The organism is Virgibacillus sp. Bac330, assembly GCF_003667845.1.
GTDB lineage: Bacteria > Bacillota > Bacilli > Bacillales > Amphibacillaceae > Virgibacillus > Virgibacillus chiguensis.
This window is the reverse complement of the sequence record NZ_CP033048.1, coordinates 577,955-603,778: the sequence shown is the minus strand read 5'-3', so window position 1 is coordinate 603,778 and position 25,824 is coordinate 577,955. Positions and strand designations below refer to the sequence as shown.

Here is a 25,824-nt window from a genome sequence, read left to right as displayed (position 1 = left end):
TTTTTCTTTGTTCAGAATACTTTTGTTACAACTTCGAGATTACACAATGCATTTAAAAGTTGAAAAATTCCTTTTACTATACATTTTTACCTCTTTCCCCTTCATTCAACACATTTTTACCTCTTTCCCCTTCATTCAACAATTGATAAATTTCATAGATTCTCATCCACCTTTTAGTAATATCTTTTAAAAATGGTTGGAACAGGATATTAAAGCGATTACAATGTTTTTCAATCATTCAAAGCTTGAAAAATTTTTGAACAATCTTCCCAAGAACAAGATTTTTTCTTTCGTTGTAGTAAAATAGATACTATGAAAGAAAGAGGAGAGGAAAATGGAAACATTACTTCACGATTTACTTGACGAACAACTTATTTTAGTTTTTGCCATTTTACTTATTGGCTCTTTTCTTGGCCAACTTAAATTAAAAGGACTAAGCTTCGGTTCTGCCGGAGTTTTACTTGTTGCTATGATTTTTGGACATTTTGGATATAACGTATCGCCAATTGTACAAAACCTAGGTTTGAGCTTATTTATAGTAGCTATCGGTTTACAGGCTGGCCCACGATTTTTCAGAATGATCCGTTCTAATGGAATTATATTCTGTAGTATCTCTTTATGTATTGTTACCAGTGCAGTCATCACTACCATTATAGTTGCAAAAACATTTGATCTTGAAGCAGCGCTAAGCATTGGATTAATGACCGGAGCATTAACAAGTACTCCTGGTTTAGCTGCAGCATTACAAGCAACAAATGATTCCATCGCTTCTGTCGGTTATGGAATTGGGTACCCTTTCGGTGTGCTAGCAATTATTTTATTTGTTCAGCTTTTGCCTCGTTTTAGTAAAGTCGACTTAATGAAAGATTTAGAGGCATCAAAAAATCCAATTAAAGATGAACATTCACCTGAAGTGATGTCATTTAAAGTAACCAATCCAAAACTTCATAGAAGAACCTTAAAAGAGCTTGCGATTAGTAAAAAGGATGTCGTAATTAGCAGAATTATTCGCAACGGACATACGATGATTGCTCTCAGCGATACTCCTGTACTTATGGGGGACAACCTTGTTACTGTTGGAGAAGAAGATGAATTGAAATCTTTTGGCACCTATGTCGGACAAAAAGTAACCACGCAACTAGAAAACCCAGATAATATACAGTTTAAAAAAATCACTGTAGAAGACGAGTCCGTTATTGGAAAAAGCATGAAGGAATTAAAATTGAGAAAAAAATATGGTGCCACCGTAACTAGAATTGAACGTGAAGGACTAGAATTAAAGCAACATCCTACGATGCGCTTGCTCCGAGGTGATGTATTAACCATTGTAAGCACGGAAAATCGTTTGAAGCAAGTTGAAAAATTATTTTCGCGAAAAAACCCAGCCGTCACCAATGTACACATTTTCTCGATTAGTATAACACTTTTATTAGGAATCATTGTTGGTATGCTCCCCATTTTCATTCCAGGGTTAGGAACAATTAAACTAGGAATAGCTGGCGGGCCACTTTTTGTTGCTTTAATTGTTGGTCATTTCGGTAACATTGGACCCATACATGTCCGTTATTATGCCCCGGCAAACCATGTCATTCGAGAATTAGGTCTTGTATTATTTCTAGCAGGTGCTGGAACAACAGCGGGACAGGGACTTGTAAATGTGATACAAACAGAAGGAGTGCAGCTTGCGGTTGGAGGAACGATCATCACGCTTGTGCCACTCTTTATCGGTTATTTAGTAGCAAAAAAACTATTTAAGCTTAGCATTGTGCACTCACTTGGTTCACTGTGCGGCGGTAGGACGAGCACCCCTGCTTTAGGTGCATTAAATCAAGTGGTAGATTCCGATGATGCCGTGATTGCCTACGCTGCTGCTTACCCATTTTCACTGATTTTTGTTGCTATTTCAACACAATTAATGATGTTTTTTCTGTAATCCATGCTCATCAATGAACATGGACCTCTGTCATTTTAAAAAGAACGTAGCACTTATATGTTAGCTTGCATTTACGCCTTTCGCCATAGGACTTGGCGAAAGGCGTAGTTTTTCTTATACTATACACCTTTATACTTTTATGCTTTCCTATAGTACTAGTAAAAACGATAGTCGTATTTAGCCCCTTCGCTGATTAAAATGAAATAAGGTTGGACATACTGAAAACTATCAAAATAAAATGTTAGGTGGTTTTCATATGTTAATAGAAATTAAGGATATTGAAAATGTGTTCCATATTCCAGAACCTTGGTATATCCATGTCTGTATATTTGATGAAATAAAGCAACAGCTAGATGTCTATTTAAAAGTAGATAGAGATGCTTTATTTTCATGTTCGGAGTGCGGGGCTAAAAATCAACGTTTTTTTGATATTGCTGATTACAACCGGACATGGCGTCATTTAAACTTTTTAGAATACCCATGCTATATTCATGCAGAACACCCACGTACAGATTGTGAAAACTGCGGAAAAAAGCGTCGTGTTTCTATCCCTTGGGCTATAAAACCACGAGCTTCTTTTACAAAGCTATTTGATGCGTGGATTATGATGCTTGTTAAAGACATGCCAATGAATGCAGTAAGTCGCTTAGTGGGGGAGCACGATACACGTTTATGGCGAATATTACATCATTATGTAGATCAAGCTATGGCTCATCAAGACCTTTCTCATGTTACTAAGATTAATACGGATGAAACGTCATCAAAGCGCGGGCACCAATATATTACTATATTTGTGGACTCAGATAAAAAGAATGTCATTCATGTTGCCAAAGGAAAAGATGCTGCTACATGGAAAACGTGTAAAGAACGCCTAGAAGAACAAGGTGGTCATGCGAAAAATATAACAGAAGTCTGCATGGATATGTCACCTGCTTTTATTAAAGGCGCCTCTGACTATTTTCCGGAAGCCTCTATCACTTTTGATAAATTTCATGTGATTCAAGAGGCTAACAAAGCTGTAGACGAAGTTCGTCGCAACGAGCGTAAGACATGTGCTGAGCTCAAAAATACCCGTTATGCTTGGTTGAAAAATGAAGAAAATTTAACGAAGAAACAAAAAGCCATGCTGGATAAACTGAAAGATACAGAATTAGATACTGCCAAAGCTTATCGTATGCGACTTTGTTTGCAAGAAATTTATCAATACCCTGCTCCCATCGCTCCTATGGTATTGGAAGACTGGATACAATGGGGATTACGATCTCGACTAGAACCAATGATAAAGCTGGCAAAGACGTTAAAAAAGCATTTTGATGGTGTAGTTCAATGGTTTCAATCGCAATTAAATAATGGTATTTTAGAGGGTATTAACAGCTTGTTCCAGACGGCTAAACGAAAGGCAAGAGGGTACCGGTCTGATAAAAATATTGTAGCTATGGTGTATCTTCTTGCTGGGAAACTAGACTTTTCCATCAAATAAAAAGAACAGGTATCAGTATGGAGTCATGTGTCGCTCGCAACCAAACCCGTTCCCTTGTCCAATACTTAGGATACCACCTAGAAAGAAAATTATACATCGAATAAGATGTTGCTTAATTGGACTTGTATCAGGTGGTGATTGTGGAGCGAAGCAATTAAATCCGTTCCCTTGTCCGGTTTTGATTTGGTTTTTTCATAGATTTTATAGAAGCTATTAAACTGTGTTTTATGCTATTTCATCGTATTTAGCGAAGAGCCCGTATTTATGTTTGTTTTGTTTAAATTATAGAGTAGGATAGAATTCTAAGTTATAACTAAAGCAATAGCCATAGAGATTAGTAATAAATCACATATTTATAGTAAATCTTTACACTACTTTAACCAATTATTAACAACTGCTCCCGTATACTTAGACATATACATGCAAAGGGAGGATAAAAAATGCAAAACAAGAAGTTTCGCACGCTTTTAGCAGCATTGACGGCGATCGTAATAATAATCGCCAATTTCTTACAACCAACTTCGGTTGCTTATGCCACTGTTTCCACCCCTAAACAAGCAACAAAAACTAAAGAGGAAAAACAGCAAGAATTACCAAATCAAGATAGTGAAACTATGAATAATGATACATTGATTATGCAGCATGTTGCACCTAATGTGATGCAACGCCTGCAACAGCATTCATTATCAGTAACTGCACCTCACGCAGAGAAAGTAAGCTTGTTTTATCAATCTACAAAGGTTTCTAAACCGATAGAAATTGACATGAAAAAAGAAGACAATGGTGAATACACTGGTGCTATTCCCAAATCAGCAACTTGGTCTGACCATATAACGTATTGGTTTGAGGGAAAGTCAGCAACAGACCAAGGAAAAACAGATCCATATACTGTTCCAATACAATCGCAAACTAGTACGAATGTACAAGCACTGCCTAAAATAATGATTACAGAAGTAGGGTTTGGTGAACAACCATTTATCGAAATTTTCAACCATTCATCACACCCCATTGATGTAAAAGATTATTCATTACAAGTAGAGAACCAAAAAATTTCTTTTGAACAATCTTTATTGATCGCATCAGGAAAAAGTCATATTATTTGGTTTGCTAACGAAGAAGCAGATATGAATACATTTCATAGCTTCTATGAAATGCAACCAAATAAACAACAAGTAACTGCTGTAAATAAAGCGTTACTTCCTTCCACCATCAATAAACTATCATTAATAGAAAACAGTACCAATGAAGTTGTAACAGAAGGTAATGTTCATTTCACAGAGAATATGGCAGGGCAGCTTTTCTATTACACAGACCAAAAAACATGGCGGGGTGGCGGACTTACAACAGAAGCGAACCCTGGTGAGATTTTCCCTGGCCAAGTTCCAGCTGAAAGAATGGAAGTAAAAGCAGAACAACCCGAAAACTCTAAAGAAAAAAACACCAATGAAGACGTGGTGACGAAAGAAAAGAAAAAGCAATCAAAAGATACAGAATTAGATAACAAGAAAAATGAAAAGAACGTTACAACAGATTCGTTCATCCAACATGAAGCCATATATGATGCGACAGCTACAGATGACCTTACAATTACAGCAACTTTAACCGATGAAGTAACCGAGCTTAACCTTCAGTTCCAGACTGCAAATAAAATGGAAATGGAGGAATTGCCATTTACGAAAGATAAAGATGCCACTACCTATTCCGTTACAGTTCCTAAAGAAAAACTGTGGTCACCAAACTTTTACTACCAAATTGTTGCTCAAACGAAAAATGGTACAAGCATACCCTATCCTGAACAGGAGCCTATACATGTTACGATCAAACAAAGTGATACGGATGATACACAAACAATACCCCCATTGTTAATTACAGAAATTACTCCCGACACGACAAATGTAAATCAAAAAGATGCCTATGAATTCATTGAAATCTATAACAATACAAATCAAACAATTAACATGAATGATTACCAATTATTCTATCAATATCCAGATGATATGCCTGATCAAATATGGGGTATAAGTGATAATAAAGAAATCAAACCCCAGGAAAGCTTTATTGTATGGATTAAAAATGAAGGTAACCAACGTTTAACTTTAGCTGACTTTAATGAACAGTATGGCTTACATATGCCAGAAAGTCATGTAACCGAAATTCACAATGCTGGCATGGCTAATAGCGGAGAACGCACTTTAGTCGTTGCTGATAAATTTAACAACAAAATCGTATCCGCTACGTATAATGATACGGAAAAGGATGATACATCTCCAAACCAAGGAGTTGTTTACCGTTATCCGAATCAAGGGACAAGCATGATAAAAACTGGTTTAGGACAAGCGATGACGCCATTGTCTATCCTGCCTGGACAAGTTCCAAAAAAACCTGTTATCGTGGATGGCACTGCGAAAAAGCCTATTTTGGGCAAGCCAGAACTTTCCATGGATGAGAAAGGAATAACCGTTCAAATAGAGGTTAAATCAGAAAAATCAATATCAGGAGCTAGTCTCTCTATCTTGCAAAGTGCTAAAGCAACATATCAAACATGGCCATTGCAAGTTTCTGAGGAAAATCCGAATATCTATTCGGTAACTATTCCACTCGAAGAAATTTGGAGTGACCACATTCAATACTATTTCACCGCTACCAATGAGGCCGGTGAGGCAAAAACAGATGTTCATTCTTATCAGCTACCAACGAAGGAGATCGACTATCAACAAGTTCCACCTCTGTTCATTACAGAAATAACTCCTGATACGACGAATAGCAATAGTGCTGATGCCTATGAATTTATCGAAGTTTATAACAATACTACAGAAGCAATTGACTTTAAAGACTATACGATCCGTTATCGCTATCCGAACACAGACGCAGGTAACGATTTACTTTGGAGTCCAAACGAGAAGGACACAGTGATCATTCCACCGGGAGAAACAGTTGTTTTTTGGATCATCAACCACGGCAATAAAGAAAAAACTGCAGCCGATTTCAATGCAAATTATGGGTCCCATCTAACAGAAGGTGAAAATTTGTTTAAAATGTATAACAATGGAATGGCCAACGGGAGTCAACGGTCACTCATCGTTGCTACGAAAACTGGAAAAGAACTTTCTTACTCTACGTATAACGATGTAGTTGATGTTGATGATACAATAGCGGATAAAGGTATTTTCTATCGTTTTCCGACAGATAGCAGCTTGCATACTGCCAAAATAAGTGCAGGTGAATGGGATGCTACACCAGGTGAAGTATTAACAGAACAAGTTCCTAGAAAGAAAGTTGTCTTTCCTAAAGATGCGGAAAAACCTGTCATTAAAAATACAACCAAGAAAAAAGAAATTACATCGGAACAGCCTTTTACATTATCTGCCACCATTACCGATAATGCAGACGTCAAAAGCGTATCTGTTCATTATCGTACAGATGGGGGAAAGTTTAGAAAGGTGAATTTAGAGACACAAGCAACTAACCGTTATGAGCATATCATTTATGAGCCAGAGTTAATTGGAAAAGATACATTAGAATATTACTTTACAGCGAGTGATGGAGCAAACAAAACTACTTCTCCTACAAGCACTGTTTCCATTGATAACCCAACACTGCAAGAAGGGCTAAGACTTAATATGCAAGATAATGAATTTATTTCTGGGAAAAAAGTCATAAAAGCTACCGCTGACAATACAGAAATAGAGCCGAGCTTATTTGTTGATCAAAAGCAAGTAACAGATACATTTAAAGCGATGGAATCGGACGCATATTTCGCGTTTGATGTACGTGAGACAAATATTTACTTTAAAAATGGGGTGACTATGGGAGATGAAATACTCCACATTTTTGATGATACACATACAAAATTTACTACGATTACCGTCCCTGTTTCTGCTGATAAACTAAAACAAGGAGAAAACACGATCTCCATTCGAGCAGGTAATAAAGTCGGTCCTTTTGATGCAACATCTCAAGAGAACCGAGATGATTTCACGATTAAAAATATTCGCCTCGTGCTTTCAGATGGGACGACGATTTACGACCCAGCGTACAGTAAACCGAATCAAGATTACTCCATTGGCGATAGCTCAGGCAAAAAGCCTGTCTATGATTTCACTTTCACATTGGATGAAAGGGCATTTGCATCGACAGCTTATGTTTTCGATACAACCAAAGTGGACGATGGAAAGCATGAAATAAAAACGGTTTTAAAGAATGAAAAAGTAACCAAACAGGTGATTACAGATAATACTGCTCCAACGATCACGCCTTCTATAAAAAATGGTGAAACATATAAAGGGGCTTTTACCATTGACGCTAATGCCAAAGATGCAACAAGCAACGTTGAATCTATAACCGCTCAGTTAGATGGAAATTATATATCCTTACCGTATAATACCTCTTCTTCCCTGTTAGAACCTGGGAAACATGAGCTCAGTTTTCAAGCTACGGATACAGCAAATAATCAAACAGAAAAGAAAGTAACATTTTACGTAGACGAAGAACATCCACTGCTACCTAATTGGTTAGGGAATAATTCTGATAGCACAAGTGCCAACTTATCTGTTACCGTACATGACCCAACCAACGATGCCATGGATGTTGATTTTTATCAATCCTACCAGTATACAGCAGATGATCCAAATATGACCATTTCACAAAATGCTGTAGACACAGAACCGCCGCAAAGTTATTTACCAGAGGGCGAAGAAAGATTAACAAAAAAACAGCTGAAGCATTTACAGACAATCGATGGCAATCAAATAGATACGACCTCTGATTACCAATTTCCATATCATCGTTTTGACGTTACGGTTAATGAACAAGTAGATGCAAACGACGAAATAGAAATGGTTTGGAACGGATCTTCATTAGAAGGGCGAAAAGTAACGATGTATGCTTGGAACTATACGACAAACAAGTGGGATGCGCTTGTATCCACCATTGCTGGCACAGATGCGCTTGAACTCATCGGCTCTGTAAAAGGAACAGAGTATATGCAAGACCAAAAAGTTAGTGTTATTGTTCAGGATGAAATTGCCGATATTGGAGAAAACTTTAGCTTTGTTTGGATGGCGGATACCCAATACTATTCAGAAAGTTATCCACATATTTATGAAAGACAAACAGAATGGATTGCAGAGAATAAAGAAGCTTTAAATATAGAATATGTCTTTCATTCAGGTGATCTAGTAGATGTTTACGACGATCTAGAACAATGGGATGTAGCTGACCGATCAATGAAAAAATTAGATGAGGCTAATATCCCTTATGGTGTTGTGGCTGGAAACCATGATGTAAACAACAAAAGTCGTGATTACAGCTATTATGGACGTTTCTTTGGCGAAGAGCGTTTTAAAGACAATTATTATTATGGGGACTCTTTCAAAGACAACCGCGGCCACTATGATCTAATGTCTTTGAATGGAATGGATTTTATTATGGTTCATCTTGGCTGGGGGATTGAAGAGGATGGAATTCAATGGTTAAATAAAGTGTTACAAGCACATCCAAACCGTAAAGCTATCCTTAATGTACATGAATATTTATTAGCTACTGGAAGCAGAAGCCCTACTGGCGATCAATTGTTTGAAGAAGTTGTTATTCCAAATGAGAATGTGTTCGCTGTATTATCCGGTCATTACCATAATGCTCAGACATTAATCGATGACATTGATGATGATGGAGATGGGATTACGGATCGGACCGTTTATCAAATGTTAGCAGACTACCAAGGCGGGCCAGAAGGCGGACAAGGATATTTACGGATATTGAACTTTAATATGGATACAAATCAAATTGATGTAGAGACTTATTCACCATATCTAGATGATTACAACTACTATGACCCAGAAGAATACCCTGGAAAAGATACATTCTCGTTTGATTTTGATATGTCGGCACAAACGAAGCGAGTGGCTACAGATTACGTAGAAGTAAATGTGTATACAGATGAAAAAATTGGTTCTGTAAAAAATGTCCCTAGTGGTGAAAAAGCAGCGATCGTTTGGGAAGGGTTAGATCCAAATAGCGAATACTTCTGGTATACCGTAGCTTCCGACCAATACGGCGGTAAAACACGATCCGATATTTGGAAGTTTTTAACCATCGATGGGGAAATTATAGTACCTGAAGAACCGGATAATCCTACTTCCCCAACAGTTCCGGAACAGCCCTCTGGAGAAGATAAAACCAATGGTGGAGACATGGACCAAAACGATCAAAACGCTGATGGGAATGCCTTCCATAAAGGAGAAAAAGGCAACGGAAAACCATCCATTCAACAACCAAGCTCGGAGGAGAATCAAGAGGGAAGAAATAAACATCAGTTTGACGATGGGATGCCATCGATTAAAAATACGTCAAAGCCTCATCAAGCAGGGTCCTCCTTACCAAACACAGCAACAAATATGTTTAACGCTCTATTTATTGGAATAACGCTATTACTATTAGGTTCAAGCATATGGCTCATTCATCTTTATCGAAAAAAAGGGCAGGTACTAAACGAATAAGAAGTAAATGGAATCTCCAATCAGTGGGGAGTTTAATCACTCTCCACTGAATAAATTTCAACTTCGTATGCTTGATTAACTTTTTCCATAATCATAACACTTAGTAAAATGGATTTATTGTACACCGAATTGACCATCCTGTTTACAAAACAGTGGCAAAACGATAGAATAGATCAAGTGTGTCTTTATTCTAGATAGATAGAAGTAACAAATGTTGCTTCTTTTTGTTTTTTCTTCATACATTACCTTATACTGCTAGCGGTGGTGTTAAACCTGACTGTTCAAGCTTTTCTTCCCCTTTCATTTCAAGCTCGTCCCCCCTGGTTTTTATTAAGATAAGGAGAGATAGATATTGAGTCATCAACCAAAGATTTGGACAAAAGATTTTATTAGTATTTCATTAACACAATTCTTAATTTTCATTTCCTTTTATACACTTTTAACTACATTACCTATTTTTGTTGTGCAAAATTTACATGGAAATGAAGCTGAGGCTGGTCTCGTAGTTACTTCCATGTTAATTGCCGCCATTATTATAAGACCTTTTTCTGCATTACTATTGCAAAAAACAGGCAAAAAGCGAGGACTTATTTTAAGTGTTGTTATGTTTGTCGCTATTACTTTTCTTTACATGTTTATTAAAACTTTTATTCCTCTATTAATCGTTCGTTTCTTACATGGACTAGCATTTGGGGTTGTCACTACAGCAACAGGTGCCATTGCTGCTGATATTATTCCTGCTTCACGCCGTGGGGCTGGATTAGGATATTTTGCTATGGCAATGAATTTGGCTGTTGTTGTTGGGCCATTTATTGGCTTAACCGTACTACAATATACAAGTTTTCAACAGCTATTTCTCCTATTAAGTATTGTCATGCTCGTCACAATCATTCATGCTACCATGATACAAATCGACGAAACAGGTGTTAAACCGAATGTTCAGGAAAAACAGAAATGGGCGGTACATGATTTTATAGAAACACGTGCGCTTCCTATAGCATTCATTTGTAGTCTAATAGCTTTAGCTTATTCTAGTGTTATGTCCTTTATATCTGTCTATAGTAGTGCATTAGGACTTACATCTACAGCTGGGTACTTCTTTGTTGTTTTTGCAGCTGTCATGATCACCTCTAGACCCTATCTAGGAAGAACCTTTGATGTGAAAGGGCCTAAATATGTGATCATACCATGTTTATTCATTTTTTCACTTGGGCTTATCGCTCTAAGCATAACGCATTCAAGTTGGATGCTTTTAACATCCGCAGCGCTTATTGGCTTAGGATTCGGAACATTATTACCTAGCTTTCAAACAATGGCTGTTCAGGCAGCACCTAAACATAGAAGCGCGCATGCAACGAGTACATTTTTTATTTTATACGATGGTGGAATGGCTCTCGGTTCATTTATTTGGGGTATGCTTATTTCTTATTTCGGATTTGCTAATCTTTACTTACTAAATGCGGTAATTGTTTTAGCAGTCATATTGCTATTTCGTTATTATTTAGGTAAAGGAACCCTATTTATACATCGTAAACGTGAAAGAATTAGCTCGTAAAGATTTAGGGAACAAGCATAGAAACGTTTTGCCCCTTAAGCATGCCCTTTTCAAAAACGCCCATAATCAGCCACCATTTATCTTAGAAACTTTTGTTTTATAATATTTAGATACTTACATACTGTTTAAAACAAATCAATTAGATATTTGCAAATCGAGTTTCTTTCAAGAAAGTATAAAATGAAGGGGATTCGAAAAGTAAAAGGGATAATATATTATAAATCAGATTATCGTGTGAAAATAATAGCGACTGACTGTAAAGACTTCTTTACAGTCAGTCGCTATTATGTTACTGTTTTTGTAAAGATATCTTTACTTAGATTTGGAGGAGCAATTAATGAGAGTGATTAATTATATTCGCGAAATCCGTCAAAAAAAAGGGATAACTCAAATTAAAATGGCTGAGGATCTACAAGTTACACGCCAGACTATAAATGCAATTGAAAAAAACAAGTATAATCCAAGCCTTGAGTTAGCATTAAAATTAATAGCATATTTTGATATGCCAATAAATGAAATATTTATTTTGGAGGATGATGACAAATGAATGTAGAGGATAGAAAAAAATGGAGAAAGATCTTAGCAAAGTGGACTCCATACTTTATTATTACTTGTACTTTTATTGGTGCTTTGCTAGGTTCATTTCTTGCTTATTTTTTTTACGGTGAATTTCCGTATGAAGTGCTTGCAGGTGGTTTCGTAGCAACTATCATTTTGACAGTAATTCAGGTGATTAAACAGAAACGAAAAAGAGATAATTTGCCCGAAGCAGATGAACGAGTCATCCACAATATCTTCCGTTTTTTTGCATACGCATCACATATTTCCTTAACTATTTTATTAGTGGCTTTAGCAGTTTTCACATTTTTAGAATATGAGTCAATTCCCATTCTTTATCTATGGCTCTTTTTCTTTTCGTATATTTGGATTGTAGGTATAGTTGCTCTTATTATTAAAAGAAGGTAATAGGCTTTAATAAACAACCAAGATTTCTATTCATTTGATTTTATTTTGATCGCACAAGCCCTCATACCTTTAATAGGAATGATACAAGCATGATGATGAACAGTGCGCTGTCATTTTATTTTTGCTACCACCCCCTTTCAAGGTAGGTACTGGTGCTAAACGTTGCGTTAATAATTTACTATGGAGAATAAAGATTTAGAATACGGGTGCTGCTGCGATTGAATAATTTTTTCTGTTTCTCCTATTTCGACAATTTCTCCTGAATACATCACAGCAATGCGATCGCAAAAATATTGCACAACATGTAAATCATGAGAAATAAATAAATAGGTTAGTTGATATTGATGTTGTAAATCTTTCAGTAGATTTAAAATTTGTGCTTGGACAGAAACATCGAGTGCCGATACGCCTTCATCAATGACAATAAACTGAGGTTTGAGAATAATGGCAGCTGCAATTGCTATCCGTTGTCTTTGTCCACCACTAAGCTCATGAGGATAGCGTGATAAATAAGATTCGTCTAAACCAACGTCATGTAAAGTTTGAACAATTCTCTTATAGCGGGTCGCTTTATCTCCCAATTTATGAAGTGCTAGCGGCTCATCTAACGTCCATTGGACGTTTTTCTTCGGATTCAATGATGAAAAAGGGTCTTGAAAAACAATTTGCACTTCTTTTCTCCAAGCTTTTAATTGCTTAGCAGAGAATGATGATACATCCTCCCCCTTAAAATAAATTTCCCCTTCTGTTTGCTGTATTAACTGTACGAGTAATTGACCAGTCGTGGATTTGCCACTACCACTCTCACCTACTAATCCAAATGATTCACCCTCATATAAAGTAAACGATATACCATTAACAGCTTTTATGTACGAAGCTTGTTCCCAAAACTTCCCCCGCCTTTGGTCATAAAATTTTTTTAGGTTTTCTACTTTTATAAGCGGCTGTTTCAATGGTGGTCACCTTCTTTAGCAAATAAATGACAAGCGACCGTTTGCCGTGCAAATGTATATGTATCTGGAAAAACAGCTTTACATTGTTTCATTTTTAACGGACAGCGCTCATAAAATGGACAACCTGTTTTTCTCTCTTGTAAACTTGGTACGTTTCCTGGAATTGTATATAATCGTTGCCCCCGCTTGGATGCATTAGGAATAGCTTGGAGGAGGCTTTTCGTATAAGGATGTTTCGGTTCATTCATAAGCTTATCTACATTGCCTTGTTCGACAATTGTTCCTGCGTACATCACCATCACCCGATCACAAATGCGTCGTATAACGCCCCAATCATGGGAAATAAATAACAAAGCATTATTGTAATTTTGTTTAATGGATTGAAATAAATCTAATATTTGAGCTTGCGTGGTTACATCTAAAGCCGTTGTCGGTTCATCTGCAATAATTAATTGCGGTTCGCCAATAACTGCCATAGCTATAACAACGCGCTGACACATCCCTCCTGAGAGCTGATGCGGGTATGCTTTCCATAATGCTTCTGGTCTAGGTAAGCCCACTTCCTTCCATGTTTTCATTACTTTTTGCTTTCTTTCCTTTTTTGAAAGAGATGAATGTCTCTTTAATACTTCAGAAACTTGTTTTCCAATGGTTAATACAGGATTTAGTGAATTCATAGGTTCTTGAAAAATCATCGTTAATTCGTTTCCTCTTAAACGTTGCCAATCTTTATCTAACATTTGATGTAGCTGACGATCCTGAAAGACCATGTTTCCACGTGTAATGCTCGCATTTTGTGGTAATGTTCCCATAATGGCTTTTGCAGTTAGACTTTTTCCACAGCCAGACTCCCCTACAATGCCAACTACTTCATTTGGATTTATTTCAAAAGAAATATCTTGCAAAGCATAAAACTCACCTTCAGGAAAGTGGAAAGTTATATCGAGTTCATGAACTGCTAAGGTAGCTTGATTCACTTTTCCCCTCCTATGCCCTTTTATCATGGATGTCACGCATCCCATCACTTAATAAATTAAAACCTAACACAAGCACCGTAATCACTACCCCCACAATGACGACATACCACGGAGCAGTAGCGATATAAGGCTGTGCTTCTTTTAACATTCTTCCCCAGCTTGGATCAGGAGGCTGCACTCCTAAGCCTAAATAACTTAAACCAGATTCCGCTAATACAGAACCTGAAAAGCTTAAACTTGCTGCTACGAATATTGGTGATAACGCATTTGGAAGAATATGCTTCAACATAATATGCAATGCACTTCCACCTTTTGCTATACTCGCCTTTACAAAATCATACGATTTGTACTGAATAAAAGTACTCCGAATAATTCGCGCAAATGCAGGAACACTCATAACTCCAAGTGCAATTACCGTATTTTTCATGCCTGGTTCAAAGACAGCAACTAGCATAATTGCTAATAATATCCCAGGAAAGGCTAGCATAGCATCAATAAAACGCATTAATATCTCATCTATCCAGCCACCAAAGTATCCAGCAAAAGCACCGAACAGGAAGCCAAAAAATAAACCGATGGATACAGCAGTAGTTCCGATGAAAAAGGCGGTCTTGGTTCCTTCCATGACACGACTAAAAATATCTCTGCCAAAATTGTCTGTGCCAAATAAGTGGGTAGCTGACGGTAAGGCAAGCCGATTTGTTGCATCCATCGCGTTAGGGTCATAGGGTGTATAAAACACGCCAATCAACATCATAACAAAAAGCAACCCTACAAAAGTTAAACCAATATATAAGGGAAGTCGATTGCTCCTCATTCAAAGATTACCTCCCTTGCCTTATTCTTGGATCAATAAATTTATATAAAAGATCGACGACAAAATGAATGACTAATACAATAGCAGCTATGTATAGAACCATGGATTGCACCAAAGGAAAGTCTCTTGACGTAATAGATTGAATAAGTAAACTACCTAGTCCAGGAAGGGCAAAGACATTCTCAATAATAATGCTCCCACCCAACGTATCTGCAGTAATTAAACCAATAATCGTAATGATAGGAATACATGCGTTTCTTAATACATGCCCATATAGTACAGCTCGCTCAGATAATCCTTTACATGTTGCTGTTCGCACATAATCCATTTTGTTTTGATCTAATATGGTATTTCTTAAATAACGAATGACAACAGCAATATTAGAAATAGCAATAGCTAGCGATGGCAACAAATGCGCCTGAAGCGCTCCAAAGAAATCTTCTGACCACGCTACGTATTCAAATGAGGTTACCCAATTTAACGTCACGGAAAACAATAAAATGAGCATAAACCCAAACCAGAAAGAAGGAATGGAAATGCCTAATTGTGTAAACATCGATAAAAAAACAGCAATTCTCTTCCCATTCATTCTAGCAATTAAAATTCCTAAGGGGATTCCAACAATAACTGTTAACACCATGGAAAATATCGCTATGGATGTCGTCACGGGAATACGTTCGGCAAGCACGTCACTGACAGGTACTTGGTAACGCAAAGATTCCCCTAAGTCCCCTTGAAATATACCGGCCATCCAATCGATGTATCTTTCGATTGCTGATTTATCCAGTCCTAATTCCTGCTCTAAATAATGAATTTGTTGTTCATCAGCATCCAACCCAAGGATAATTTGGGCTGGATTACCTGGCAATAACTGAAAAACAAAGAAAATCATGAGGGAAACGATAAATAATGTTAAACCGAACATAGACAATTTATATAAGTAAAACCTCACAACAGTTATCCCCTTTACGTGACAGTTATTCCGTATAATATAAATCTTCTAAATTGAATTTTTGAATCGGATACATTTTCCATCCTTGTAACCCTTTCTTCATCGCAACTGTACGATAAGGATCCATAATAAATACGGAAGCTGCTTTTTCTGTCAGGATTGTTTGAGCTTGCTTATATATATGAGCTAACGCTTTTTCATCCGTAGCCGCAAGTGCCTCTTTGATAAGTGCATCGTATTCCTTATTTTTAAATTGAACAAAGTTATTATTGTAGTCACTTACATACCTTCGTAAAATTTCATAAGGATCTAGCTTTCCAGTAAACCCGATAATAGTACTTTCATATTGCGCTTGATTATAAACTTTTTCCAACCAAGTACTAAATTCAATTCGTTTGATATCTACTTGAATACCGACTTGCCCTAATTGTTCTGTAATAACTTGCGCTGTATCTACATGAAATTGATAATCAGATGGCACCGTCAATTCTAAATTAAACCCATCTTTGTATCCTGCTTCCTTCAATAGCTTTTTCGCTTCATCAAGATGAGGTTGATACGTATCTTCTAATCCTTCCTGGTAATATAATTCCATGGATGGACTGAAATTTGATCCTAGTTTAACACCATCTCCTTCAGCTACCATATCGATAATCATATCTTTATCAATAACTAAGTTAATTGCTTTACGTACACGAAGATCATTTAACGGTTCTACTTGGTTGTTTAAAGCCATTAACTGTACCATGTTTTGTGGGGCAGCTATCGTTTCAATGGTTTCGCCTAATTGCTCTTTGCCTTGAGCAGATATACCTGGAATAACATCAATTTCTCCAGATCGCATCGCTAGTATTGCTGATTCTGGATCAGGCATGATTTTAAACTGCACTTCATCCAGTTTCGGTACTTTTTCTTCATCATAGTAGTCTTCGTATTTCACTAAGCGCAGTTCTTGTCCTACTTTATATTCTGCAAATTTAAACGGACCAGCTCCAATAGGTTTTTCGCTATGATTATCATAATCAGCAGGTAAAATCGGTCGAATATTTGCTGCTAGAAAAGCCGAATTTGTTTCTTTTAATGTAATGACGACTTCAAAATCAGAGGGAGTCTCCACCTTTTCAATTACTTCAAATTGGGATGAAATTGGCTCGTCACCGCTTAACCCTGCTAACTTTTCATAAGAATATTTCACATCTTCTGCAGTTAATTCAGACCCATCGTGAAACATAACATTTTCCTTTAATTTAAATGTATATACGCGCCCATTTTCGGAAATATCGTACGATTCTGCGATAGCAGGCACCAGTTCACCAGACTCATCTGTGTCTAATAAACCATCATATACATTGTCCATCATCGACATCGTATCTGTTGCAGCAGATTGATACGGATCTAAATGATCCACTTCCGTACTCATTGCTATACGAACCGTACCGCCTGCTTTATTTTCCTTGGCGTTTACTTCTTGCTCATCCGTTGGAGTAGAATTTGCATTGGAACAAGCTATAAGAGCAAGTGAAACAGCACATAATAACAAAAAAGCTTTGAAATTACTTTTTTTCATATCAAATCCTCCGTTATATAGTGATGGTAAAACCTTCCTTTGCAAGATGAACAACTTGATCTGTTTTTGACGCCACTTCCTCTTTTAATTGTTGAATATTACCATAGTGCGGGAAATGCGTAAGAATAATGGTAGCTACGTTTGCTTTTTTAGCAATGTTAGCTACTTCATAGCTCGATAAATGTCCTTTTACTAATCCTTGTTGTTCAGCATAAAAACTACATTCAATTAATAATGTATCCACATTTTGAGCAAACTGAATGAGTTTTTCTGTATAACCTGTGTCTGCAGAATATACGAAGGCATGTCCTTGCTGATTCATTACCTTCATAGCACAGCACGGAACCTCATGAACATTTTCTGAAAAAGTAAGCTGTAGTGAACCTATAACCACCGATTCAGTTAGGTGAATTGGATGGACACGTAATACATGAGGAAATTCAAACGATAGATCACTCCTATTTTCTGCGTATACATAAACATCTAGCGGCTCTTTTCTTTTCCCTAGTTGTTGTAAAATAAGCATGGCATATTCCAAACTGTAAATATCCGCCATATGATCGGTATGAATATGACTTATAAAAACGGCATCTAAATCCTGTAACTCCATTACATTTTGCAACTTAGAAAGAGCGCCACTGCCACAATCTAGTAAAATTTTTGTTTGTTCATCCTCAACGTAATAACATGAAGTCGCTTCGTTCACGTTTGGATAGGCGCCCCAATATCCGACTGTATGTAATTTTATTTTCATCCACTCCTATCAAGATTCGCTTTTTTCTAGAAAGTCTGGATAACTCTTTTCAATTTGCTTTATATTTTCTTTCACACGTTCCCCTCCAATATGGGAAAGTTCATTTACAATTGCCTGACATATAGATAATGCGGCTGTATACGAATCTAAAAAGCCTTTTGACTTTGTTTTCGCAAGCAAAGTTATATCCGCATGTTTACAAGCAGGGCATAAAGGCGAGTCCGTCAAAATAATTGTTTGAACATGTTTCTCTTTTGCCTTTTTTATAATTTGTACTGTTTTATGATCATAACGCGGAAATACACTTCCGATAAGGACGTCTGTTTTTTTTAAATGTGCACTATATTCAGCGAGTTCTCCTTGGGGAATTAACGTCGTATTTCCAAGCATATAAGAAAAAACAAATCGCATATAAGTAGTTATCGATAATCCCAATCGCCAACCAGCTATCCATATATGATTAGCATGCAGCAATGTGTTAGCTACGTCTTGAATGTCGCGCTCCTTTATTGCTTTACTTGTACGAACAATATTGTCTGCTTCTTGCAAGAAATGTTTTTCTAACCAAGAATCTGGTTTTTCAGCAGTTGTAGTAATTAAATTATTTAGCGCTCGTTGGTTCTTACGTAATGTTGTATGTATGTCCTGTTTTAGTTCAACAAAACTAAAATATCCTAGTGTCTTAGCAAATCGATGAACGGTAGCTTCACTTACGTCTGACAAAGAAGCAATTCTTTGTGCTGATAAGACAACAACTTCTTCCATATTTTCTACTATGTAACGAGCGACTTTTCGTTGTGCTTCGCTTAATTGTTCATATTTTTCGTTTATTAAATTATTCAAACATGCTCTCTCCTTTAGGGAAAACTTGGCTTGTTAACCAGGTCTTTAAGACGAAAACGACCGTTTATCGTATTATACTTTTCTCCAGTGCAAAGCCTTACGCAAGAGAGTGTGCCAATGTTATCCCATTTAGACTTACTCAGCATACAGCTTTCATGTTTTTTAAAACTTAAAAACACTTTTTTCGAAGCAGACTTTTATTCTATAGTGCAAGAAATAGATGGGTGATTCCTTTCACATATAGTTTGGTTACCGCTGCTTATTAAATACGGCGTATCCGCTATTATTCCTCCTGGTAAAACCTTTTTTGCACATATCTTTATCCATCCAACGGATACAACCTTCTACAACTTTTTTGAATAGTATAACACATAACATTTATATTGTGGGTAAAAGGCGGAAAGGTATCATAGCATCATTTTTCGGAGCATTTCCTTCACAGCGATTAGGATAAAGAAGCAATGCTTCAGATTATTTTGTTGCTTTTTATTTCCTTGGAATACTGATAAAATCTAGTTAGAGAGGAGTTCTTGAAAATGGGAAAATGGTTAAAAGAAAGCAGTTTAATTATTATCGGATCATTTATATTTGCGTTTGGAGTTAATTATTTTGCAATTCCCAATAACCTGTCTGAAGGGGGAATCATTGGGATATCGATTGTTACTTATTATATATTTGGATGGTCCACAGGAATTGTAAATTTTGCTATTAATGCTGTTTTACTAGCTATCGGTTATCGATATTTTAGTAAACGGGTCATGATATATACCGTTATATCTATCGTCTTTTCGTCCCTATTTTTGCATGTAACTGAAAACATCGGTAAAGCTGGAAACGGTGATACATTGTTAGCCGCTTTATTTGCTGGCTTAACTGTCGGAATTGGGTTAGGTCTCATTTTTAAAACTGGAGGTACATCAGGTGGGACAGCTATTATCGTTCGTTTACTTCATCAATATATCGGCTGGAGCTTTGGAAAGGGCATGCTCCTTACAGATATTGCTGTAATCGGGGTTTCTGCGTTCGTCATCGGTCAAGAAAAAGCCATGTATACGTTAATCTCTGTTTACGTTGGTGCCAAAGCAATTGATATTATCGTAGAAGGTGCAAATGAACGCACGGCCGTACTCATTATATCAAAATACCCTGAAGAAGTTCTCCAACAAGTAACGAATAATATGTCTCGTGGAATTACTGTTTTAGAAGGTAAAGGTGGTTATACAAAACAGAACAAAGAAATTCTTTACATCGTCATAAATAAACAGGAAATTGTTCACTTGAAGCGTATTATTGAAAAAATAGATGAAGATGCTTATATAACCGTTCATAGTGTACAGGAAATAAATCGTAGAGGCTATAAAGGAAGGTAATACAAATTGAAGATGAAGGAATATGAAGATGTTCAGCAGATCGCTCAATGCGAGTCATGATAGTATTTTATTGTACACAACCATTCGATAAGCTTGAAAAAAGCTTATTGAATGATTGTTAGAATAAGGTTGAATCACCTTTTGCTTTTCCGTTCAGCGCCATTATGAACTAGAGGCGGAACAGGAATGAGATTGCTCGGAAAGTGAAAGATACACTGGAAGGCGCCTACTTGGATTTTTTGTATCGTTTTTGTCAAAGACCGACTATAATTTTACTCGTTCTTTATATTTTTCAACTAAGCGTTGGTTATGTTCATCAGAACCCTCTATATTGCCGCTTAAAAATACAGGCGGTTCAAATCCTTTCTCTGCCATCGTTTCAATCGCTTTAGCTAATATAGCATTCAGTATCGTTGCTCCAATAACAGTTGAACTTGGTGCAAAAGGTACAGTTACTTTTTCATGAGATAGTAGTGCATCGCCAGCAGGTGCGTGATTATCAATGATGATATCAACGACATCATAAAGATGTTTCCCGCTAATGTGACGTGAAGCTTGACTAGATGAATAAACAATGGAAGTAATGCCTATTACGTAAGCACCTTGCTGTTTTGCATAGTTAGCCACATCTACGGGTACTGGATTTCTTCCTGAAGTAGAAATGACGAATACGACATCTCCTGCTGCAATTCCTTGGTTTGCAATAAAGTTTTTCGCATAACCGTTTTCTCTTTCTAAAGAGGAAGAACGCACAGCTCCCTCATGAAGCATTAAAGGTTCGTGAAAAATAGGATGGATGGGCACAAGTCCACCAGCACGATAATACACTTCTTCTGTTAAAATATGTGAATGACCACAACCAAACAAGTGAATAACCCCGTCAGCTTGAATCGTTTGAGCTACTTTGTTTGCTGCTTTTTCCATTGTTTCTGTTCCCTTTTGTTCTACAGTAGTCAGTAATCCGTGAATCTTTTCAAAATATGCTTGAATCAAAACAACTACCTCCTCTTTTAACATGTAAATCCTTCCATCAATTCAAAAAGTGCAAAAAATAAAACTTATCGTCTTTTCTGGCAGTGATTCCTTAACATGTCAACCATATTGCGAATCGCAATCTCGATAATATGTTCACCTTTTTCTTTTGTTGCCAATGTCGCATCTCCTAAAACAGCTGATTTTGTAAATGCTTCCCAAGGAGTTGGTGTGACATCTGCATCTTCAGGTATTTGCGGAATATCTTTTATCGCTTTTTTCATATCCACATATTCTGGCGCTAAGTAAAGCATGTAAGATGTTTCAATTTCACAGGCATGAAAGTATGTGGCATGAGCAGAGTCTGTTTCTCGAACTTCCTTTGCCGCTTGCTGCATTCCCGGATAAAAGAAGTAAAAAACTTTGATATCAGGGCATGATGTAAATAGAACACGAGCTGCGTCTTTTAATGCAGGCTGATTTCCTAAATGTCCATTCACCATAGCAAACGTACGGAACCCTTGGTTGTATAAACTTTCACCAATATCCACTACGATGGAAATAAGCGATTCGTTCGAAACGTTAATACTTCCTGGAAAATTTCGCAAGCTCCATACTTGTCCATATGGTAAAGTAGGTAAAACAAACGCTTCTACTTGCTCAGCTACGTTTTTAGCGACACGTTCAGCTAAAAGATTATCTGTTCCCAATGGCAAGTGTGGGCCGTGTGCTTCAACTGCTCCTACTGGTAAGATGGCAATACTTGATGCTGTGACCTTATCTTTTATTTCATATGAATTTTCGTATTGAAACTCCATAGTTGCACCTTCCATCACATATTTAATTTTCTGCATAATTGTTAAGGGTAATTACTTTTTAAATGCAAAGCATCTCGCTGGGTTATTTACAAAGAAATTGGTGACTAAATCTTCTCCTGAAAATCCAGCTTGGTCCGCTTCTTCTATAAAGCGAGGTACCCATTTCCCTAAAATATTCTCTAAACCTAGCCCATAATCGTAATGCTTGTAATACGTTTTTCTAGCTGTATCGCCACTAACTAAAATTTGCTTTTCATAGCCTTTTTTCACTAATTCAAAAATACATTGAATGCGTGTGCTCTCTGGAGCATATTTTATTTTAGATATACCGTCAAAAGATAAGAATGCACCTGTTCTTGCTACTTGTTCATGATAAAAAGGATCTGGATTTCGATCCATATGGCCAAAACTCACATATTCTAATGGAACATGCTCTGATTTTAAAATTTCAATTTGCTCTAGTGCCATCGTACCTGCTTCTGTATGTGAATGAACGGGAGCTTTTGTTTCATGATGTGCTCTAGCTACTGCACGAATCGTTTTCTCTTCTAAAGGAGTAATTCGATTATAGCCCGTCCCAAATTTCACCTGCCCACCGCAAATGTTCGTCCCTTCTAAACCTTCTTCTACTTCGCGAATAACGAAATCTGCCAACTCATTAATACTTTTTGCTTCAATCCACTCATGGAATGTTGAATAATTGCCGGTTACAGATTTCAAATGTTCAGGGATGCTTGCTGCCCATAAAAAACTTTTATTAAATCCCGCTGTACCTACAATCGTAATTCCTGTCTCTTCTGAAATCTCCTTCACCGCCTGTACATCTCTACCATAATCAATTGCTGTAGCATCTACGATCGCTTCACCACCAAGGCGACTGAAATCTAACACATCCAGTTTGGACTTCTCTTTATCATCAAGCAATAAATCATCTGCTTCTTGCTCAACCCAATATGGCGGACGACAAACAATATGCTCATGAGAGTATGTAACTCCTAGTGTTTTAGGATCAACATCACCATGAAATGTACGAATAAAACTCATTACGCATCAGCTCCTTAGAAAAACTTGGCTTGTCGCCAAATCTTTTGACGAAAGCTGTAGTTTTTCTTATACTATAAACCTTTTAACTTTTATACTTTCGTATCGTGTTAGAAAAACTGGGCTATCGCTTAAGTCTTTATGACGATAGCCGTCATTTTACTTATTGAAGATAATACATAGCTCAACTTTAGAGCATGCAGTTGATGATATGCTCCATCCTCTCTACTTGAAACCAATCATAAGTGTCGTTTTCTTTAATTTAGAAAAATAATTGGGATAAGAAACGTACAATTGGTCCTAAGATGAACATGTCTGAATCCGCTGCCCACATCGCTGTATCAGGAATGGTATCAGATAGAAGCATTTTCACCATAATAAATTGCCCCCATGCTACAACAGTTGAAGTAATAAATCCTGCCATTAATGCACCACGTACTCCTCCAGTCGCATTTCCAAATACACCTGCTGTTGCTGAATGGAAAAATAATACGATCATCGTTGGAACAAAAACGTAGCCAACAGTATTTCCTAACACGACAAGCCAAATTAGCGCACCTACAAAGGAACCTAAGAACCCTAAAATAACAGCATTTGGTGCATATGGGAAGACGACTGGACTGTCTAGAGCTGGCTTTGCACCAGGTACAATCTTTGTCGCTATTCCTTTAAATGCTGGAACCATTTCACCAATAAACATTCGTACACCTAGCAAAACAACTGCAATACCCGCTGCAAATGTGAAGGATTGAATAATCGAGTAAATAATAAAGTTTTTATCACCTGCTGCTGCCACTAACTCTTGAGCCCCGGGAGTATCTTTAAACGATATAATGATGGCTCCAACTAAAAATAATAATCCCATGGTCAATGCAGTTATAACGTTTGAGTCCCTTAAGAATTCCAATCCTTTAGGAAGTTTTATTTTTTCTGAATCATTTTCTTTGTTTCCCATCACTTTACCAGCTAAAGCTCCTAATAAAGCAACAGAAGCAGAAGTGTGTCCGAGGGCAATATTATCATTACCGGTAATTTTTCTCATAAATGGTTGTGTTAAAGCTGGTTGAATAGTCCAATATAACCCCATAAATATACTTAAGAATATAACGAGCTTTGAAAATGAAACATCGCCAGCAGCTTGAACGATTACACCTGCAAAAATGGTGGTTGTCCAAAACATCATATGCCCGGTTAAATAAATATATTTTAATTTGGTAAATCGAGCTAAAAGGACGTTAATGACAAACCCCAGCGTCATTGCTAACGTAACAGCACTTCCATACTTTGCGTTAAACCCTTCCTGACCCATAAAATCACCAAGAGGCTCCGCCGATAAATTAAAAACTTCTTTCCATAGCGGCTCAAATACGGTTAATGCGTTTACAATAACGCCAGCACCTGCACTAATTATTAAAAACCCTATAATCGCTTTAAATGTACCGCTGACCGTTTGACTCGCTGATTTTTTTTGCAACAGTAATCCTAAAAGAACGATAAAACCTAATAATATGGCGGCTTCTCCAAACACATTCGTGGCAACCCAAAAAATAATATCCATTACTTTTTCCTCCTATTTTTTATAGAAACCTCTTAAAGATTAAGAGGCTTCCATATTTTCTTTGATAGCTTCATTAATTTCATCCATATCAAAATAGTTATTAACAATAACAATCTTTGCCTTATGCCCTTGCAGACTTTCAGCTAATTCATTACTTGTAATGATATAGTCAGCATCCATACTAGAAGCTGTTGATACGTCCATATGCTCTACATCTGCACGTATTCCAATATCTGTTAAAGCCTGCTCCACATTCATTTTTAAGATTAAACTTGTTCCCTGTCCTAAACCACAAACTGTTAATACTTTCATCTTGTCATCTCTCCATTTCTAATCGTTTTTTGAACTTCATCTATTGTTGTTGCTTCAAGCAATTGCTCAATATTTTGTGGATCATTTAATAATGTTGTTAGTTTTCGTAGCAGCGTTAAATGCTCTGCACTTGATGAAGCACCTAGCCCAAATACTAAACGTACAGGGTCATTAATCGCATGTCCAAAAGATATGGCTTCTTTTAATTGTACTAATGAAACAGCTGCTTCATTTACTCCATCTTCTGGCCGTGCATGCGGAATTGCAATTTGAGGCGCTAAGACAAAATAGGGCCCATTCTTGTTATAAGCTTGCTTCATAGCTTCTACATAAGATGGTTCAACCAACCCATCTTTCAATAATAATTGGCCTGCTTTCATAATTGCATCTTCTGGGCTTTTCACTTCTACATCTAGCTGTATAATAGTTTTTTCTAAAAATTTCATAATATGCAAACAC

20 protein-coding genes are annotated in these 25,824 nt (G+C 36.9%); 7 read left to right on the top strand and 13 right to left on the bottom strand.

Annotation, left to right across the window (positions count from 1 at the left end):
• Window positions 1-334 precede the first annotated feature (334 nt).
• From D9780_RS02660 to D9780_RS02635, 6 genes are all read left to right on the top strand, one after another.
• A complete protein-coding gene (locus D9780_RS02660) occupies window positions 335-1,933 on the top strand; it encodes an aspartate:alanine exchanger family transporter (RefSeq protein WP_121639195.1) in 1,599 nt (532 codons plus the stop codon).
• A 256-nt stretch (window positions 1,934-2,189) separates the two neighbouring features.
• A complete protein-coding gene (locus D9780_RS02655) occupies window positions 2,190-3,413 on the top strand; it encodes an ISL3 family transposase (RefSeq protein ID WP_121638963.1) in 1,224 nt (407 codons plus the stop codon).
• 440 nt (window positions 3,414-3,853) lie between these two features.
• Window positions 3,854-9,910, top strand: coding sequence for a lamin tail domain-containing protein (locus D9780_RS02650; protein WP_121639194.1), 6,057 nt, complete (start codon window positions 3,854-3,856; stop codon window positions 9,908-9,910).
• Window positions 9,911-10,262: 352 nt separating this feature from the next.
• Window positions 10,263-11,465 (top strand): MFS transporter, encoded by a 1,203-nt coding sequence (locus D9780_RS02645; RefSeq protein ID WP_121639193.1) that lies wholly within the window; start codon window positions 10,263-10,265, stop codon window positions 11,463-11,465.
• Window positions 11,466-11,802: 337 nt separating this feature from the next.
• Window positions 11,803-12,012: a helix-turn-helix transcriptional regulator gene (locus tag D9780_RS02640; RefSeq protein WP_116279282.1), complete on the top strand. Its 210-nt coding sequence runs from the start codon at window positions 11,803-11,805 to the stop codon at window positions 12,010-12,012.
• Window positions 12,009-12,431, top strand: coding sequence for a hypothetical protein (locus tag D9780_RS02635; RefSeq protein WP_121639192.1), 423 nt, complete (start codon window positions 12,009-12,011; stop codon window positions 12,429-12,431). Before D9780_RS02640 ends, D9780_RS02635 begins: the two co-directional genes overlap by 4 nt.
• A gap of 167 nt (window positions 12,432-12,598) precedes the next feature.
• Here the strand turns inward: D9780_RS02635 and D9780_RS02630 are convergent, their stop codons facing one another.
• Genes D9780_RS02630 through D9780_RS02600 form a run of 7 tightly spaced genes read right to left on the bottom strand, consistent with a single transcriptional unit; the run spans window position 12,599 to window position 19,294 of the window.
• Complete coding sequence (locus D9780_RS02630; protein WP_121639191.1) at window positions 12,599-13,384, bottom strand: ATP-binding cassette domain-containing protein; 786 nt, start codon at window positions 13,382-13,384, stop codon at window positions 12,599-12,601.
• On the bottom strand, window positions 13,381-14,361 hold the full coding sequence (locus tag D9780_RS02625; protein ID WP_162985768.1) for an ABC transporter ATP-binding protein: 981 nt from the start codon (window positions 14,359-14,361) through the stop codon (window positions 13,381-13,383). The genes D9780_RS02630 and D9780_RS02625 overlap by 4 nt, the downstream gene beginning before the upstream one ends.
• 10 nt (window positions 14,362-14,371) lie before the next feature.
• A complete protein-coding gene (locus tag D9780_RS02620; RefSeq protein ID WP_121639189.1) occupies window positions 14,372-15,178 on the bottom strand; it encodes an ABC transporter permease in 807 nt (268 codons plus the stop codon).
• Window positions 15,179-15,185: 7 nt separating this feature from the next.
• Window positions 15,186-16,130 carry an ABC transporter permease gene (locus D9780_RS02615; protein ID WP_205601116.1) on the bottom strand — a complete coding sequence of 315 codons (945 nt, stop codon included), beginning with the start codon at window positions 16,128-16,130 and terminating at the stop codon, window positions 15,186-15,188.
• Between the two features lie 25 nt (window positions 16,131-16,155).
• A complete protein-coding gene (locus D9780_RS02610; protein WP_121639188.1) occupies window positions 16,156-17,697 on the bottom strand; it encodes an ABC transporter substrate-binding protein in 1,542 nt (513 codons plus the stop codon).
• 13 nt (window positions 17,698-17,710) lie between these two features.
• Window positions 17,711-18,451: an MBL fold metallo-hydrolase gene (locus D9780_RS02605; protein WP_240458768.1), complete on the bottom strand. Its 741-nt coding sequence runs from the start codon at window positions 18,449-18,451 to the stop codon at window positions 17,711-17,713.
• A gap of 9 nt (window positions 18,452-18,460) precedes the next feature.
• Window positions 18,461-19,294, bottom strand: coding sequence for a MurR/RpiR family transcriptional regulator (locus D9780_RS02600; RefSeq protein ID WP_240458767.1), 834 nt, complete (start codon window positions 19,292-19,294; stop codon window positions 18,461-18,463).
• A 536-nt stretch (window positions 19,295-19,830) separates the two neighbouring features.
• On the opposite strand from D9780_RS02600, the gene D9780_RS02595 reads away from it, so the two are divergent.
• Window positions 19,831-20,664: a YitT family protein gene (locus D9780_RS02595; RefSeq protein WP_121639187.1), complete on the top strand. Its 834-nt coding sequence runs from the start codon at window positions 19,831-19,833 to the stop codon at window positions 20,662-20,664.
• A gap of 264 nt (window positions 20,665-20,928) precedes the next feature.
• Here D9780_RS02595 and D9780_RS02590 read toward each other — a convergent pair whose 3' ends face one another.
• The 6 genes from D9780_RS02590 to D9780_RS02565 form a co-directional block, all read right to left on the bottom strand.
• Window positions 20,929-21,657, bottom strand: a complete 729-nt coding sequence (locus tag D9780_RS02590; RefSeq protein WP_121641408.1) for an SIS domain-containing protein — start codon at window positions 21,655-21,657, stop codon at window positions 20,929-20,931.
• Between the two features lie 65 nt (window positions 21,658-21,722).
• Window positions 21,723-22,454 (bottom strand): creatininase family protein, encoded by a 732-nt coding sequence (locus D9780_RS02585; protein WP_121639186.1) that lies wholly within the window; start codon window positions 22,452-22,454, stop codon window positions 21,723-21,725.
• A gap of 51 nt (window positions 22,455-22,505) precedes the next feature.
• Window positions 22,506-23,498 (bottom strand): phosphotriesterase family protein, encoded by a 993-nt coding sequence (locus D9780_RS02580; protein WP_121639185.1) that lies wholly within the window; start codon window positions 23,496-23,498, stop codon window positions 22,506-22,508.
• A gap of 259 nt (window positions 23,499-23,757) precedes the next feature.
• Complete coding sequence (locus D9780_RS02575; RefSeq protein ID WP_121639184.1) at window positions 23,758-25,053, bottom strand: PTS ascorbate transporter subunit IIC; 1,296 nt, start codon at window positions 25,051-25,053, stop codon at window positions 23,758-23,760.
• A 39-nt stretch (window positions 25,054-25,092) separates the two neighbouring features.
• Window positions 25,093-25,365, bottom strand: a complete 273-nt coding sequence (locus D9780_RS02570; protein WP_073005794.1) for a PTS sugar transporter subunit IIB — start codon at window positions 25,363-25,365, stop codon at window positions 25,093-25,095.
• Window positions 25,362-25,811 (bottom strand): PTS sugar transporter subunit IIA, encoded by a 450-nt coding sequence (locus D9780_RS02565; protein ID WP_121639183.1) that lies wholly within the window; start codon window positions 25,809-25,811, stop codon window positions 25,362-25,364. The genes D9780_RS02570 and D9780_RS02565 overlap by 4 nt, the downstream gene beginning before the upstream one ends.
• Window positions 25,812-25,824 lie beyond the last annotated feature (13 nt).

Bases quoted from the DNA above. Each gene is read 5' to 3' on its own strand.
- D9780_RS02575 (WP_121639184.1), bottom strand. From the start codon at position 25,053: ATGGATATTATTTTTTGGGTTGCCACGAATGTGTTTGGAGAAGCCGCC.
- D9780_RS02650 (WP_121639194.1), top strand. From the start codon at position 3,854: ATGCAAAACAAGAAGTTTCGCACGCTTTTAGCAGCATTGACGGCGATC.
- D9780_RS02585 (WP_121639186.1), bottom strand. From the start codon at position 22,454: ATGGAGTTTCAATACGAAAATTCATATGAAATAAAAGATAAGGTCACA.
- D9780_RS02660 (WP_121639195.1), top strand. From the start codon at position 335: ATGGAAACATTACTTCACGATTTACTTGACGAACAACTTATTTTAGTT.
- D9780_RS02570 (WP_073005794.1), bottom strand. From the start codon at position 25,365: ATGAAAGTATTAACAGTTTGTGGTTTAGGACAGGGAACAAGTTTAATC.
- D9780_RS02655 (WP_121638963.1), top strand. From the start codon at position 2,190: ATGTTAATAGAAATTAAGGATATTGAAAATGTGTTCCATATTCCAGAA.
- D9780_RS02580 (WP_121639185.1), bottom strand. From the start codon at position 23,498: ATGAGTTTTATTCGTACATTTCATGGTGATGTTGATCCTAAAACACTA.
- D9780_RS02640 (WP_116279282.1), top strand. From the start codon at position 11,803: ATGAGAGTGATTAATTATATTCGCGAAATCCGTCAAAAAAAAGGGATA.
- D9780_RS02595 (WP_121639187.1), top strand. From the start codon at position 19,831: ATGGGAAAATGGTTAAAAGAAAGCAGTTTAATTATTATCGGATCATTT.
- D9780_RS02610 (WP_121639188.1), bottom strand. From the start codon at position 17,697: ATGAAAAAAAGTAATTTCAAAGCTTTTTTGTTATTATGTGCTGTTTCA.
- D9780_RS02635 (WP_121639192.1), top strand. From the start codon at position 12,009: ATGAATGTAGAGGATAGAAAAAAATGGAGAAAGATCTTAGCAAAGTGG.
- D9780_RS02620 (WP_121639189.1), bottom strand. From the start codon at position 15,178: ATGAGGAGCAATCGACTTCCCTTATATATTGGTTTAACTTTTGTAGGG.
- D9780_RS02565 (WP_121639183.1), bottom strand. From the start codon at position 25,811: ATGAAATTTTTAGAAAAAACTATTATACAGCTAGATGTAGAAGTGAAA.
- D9780_RS02605 (WP_240458768.1), bottom strand. From the start codon at position 18,451: ATGAAAATAAAATTACATACAGTCGGATATTGGGGCGCCTATCCAAAC.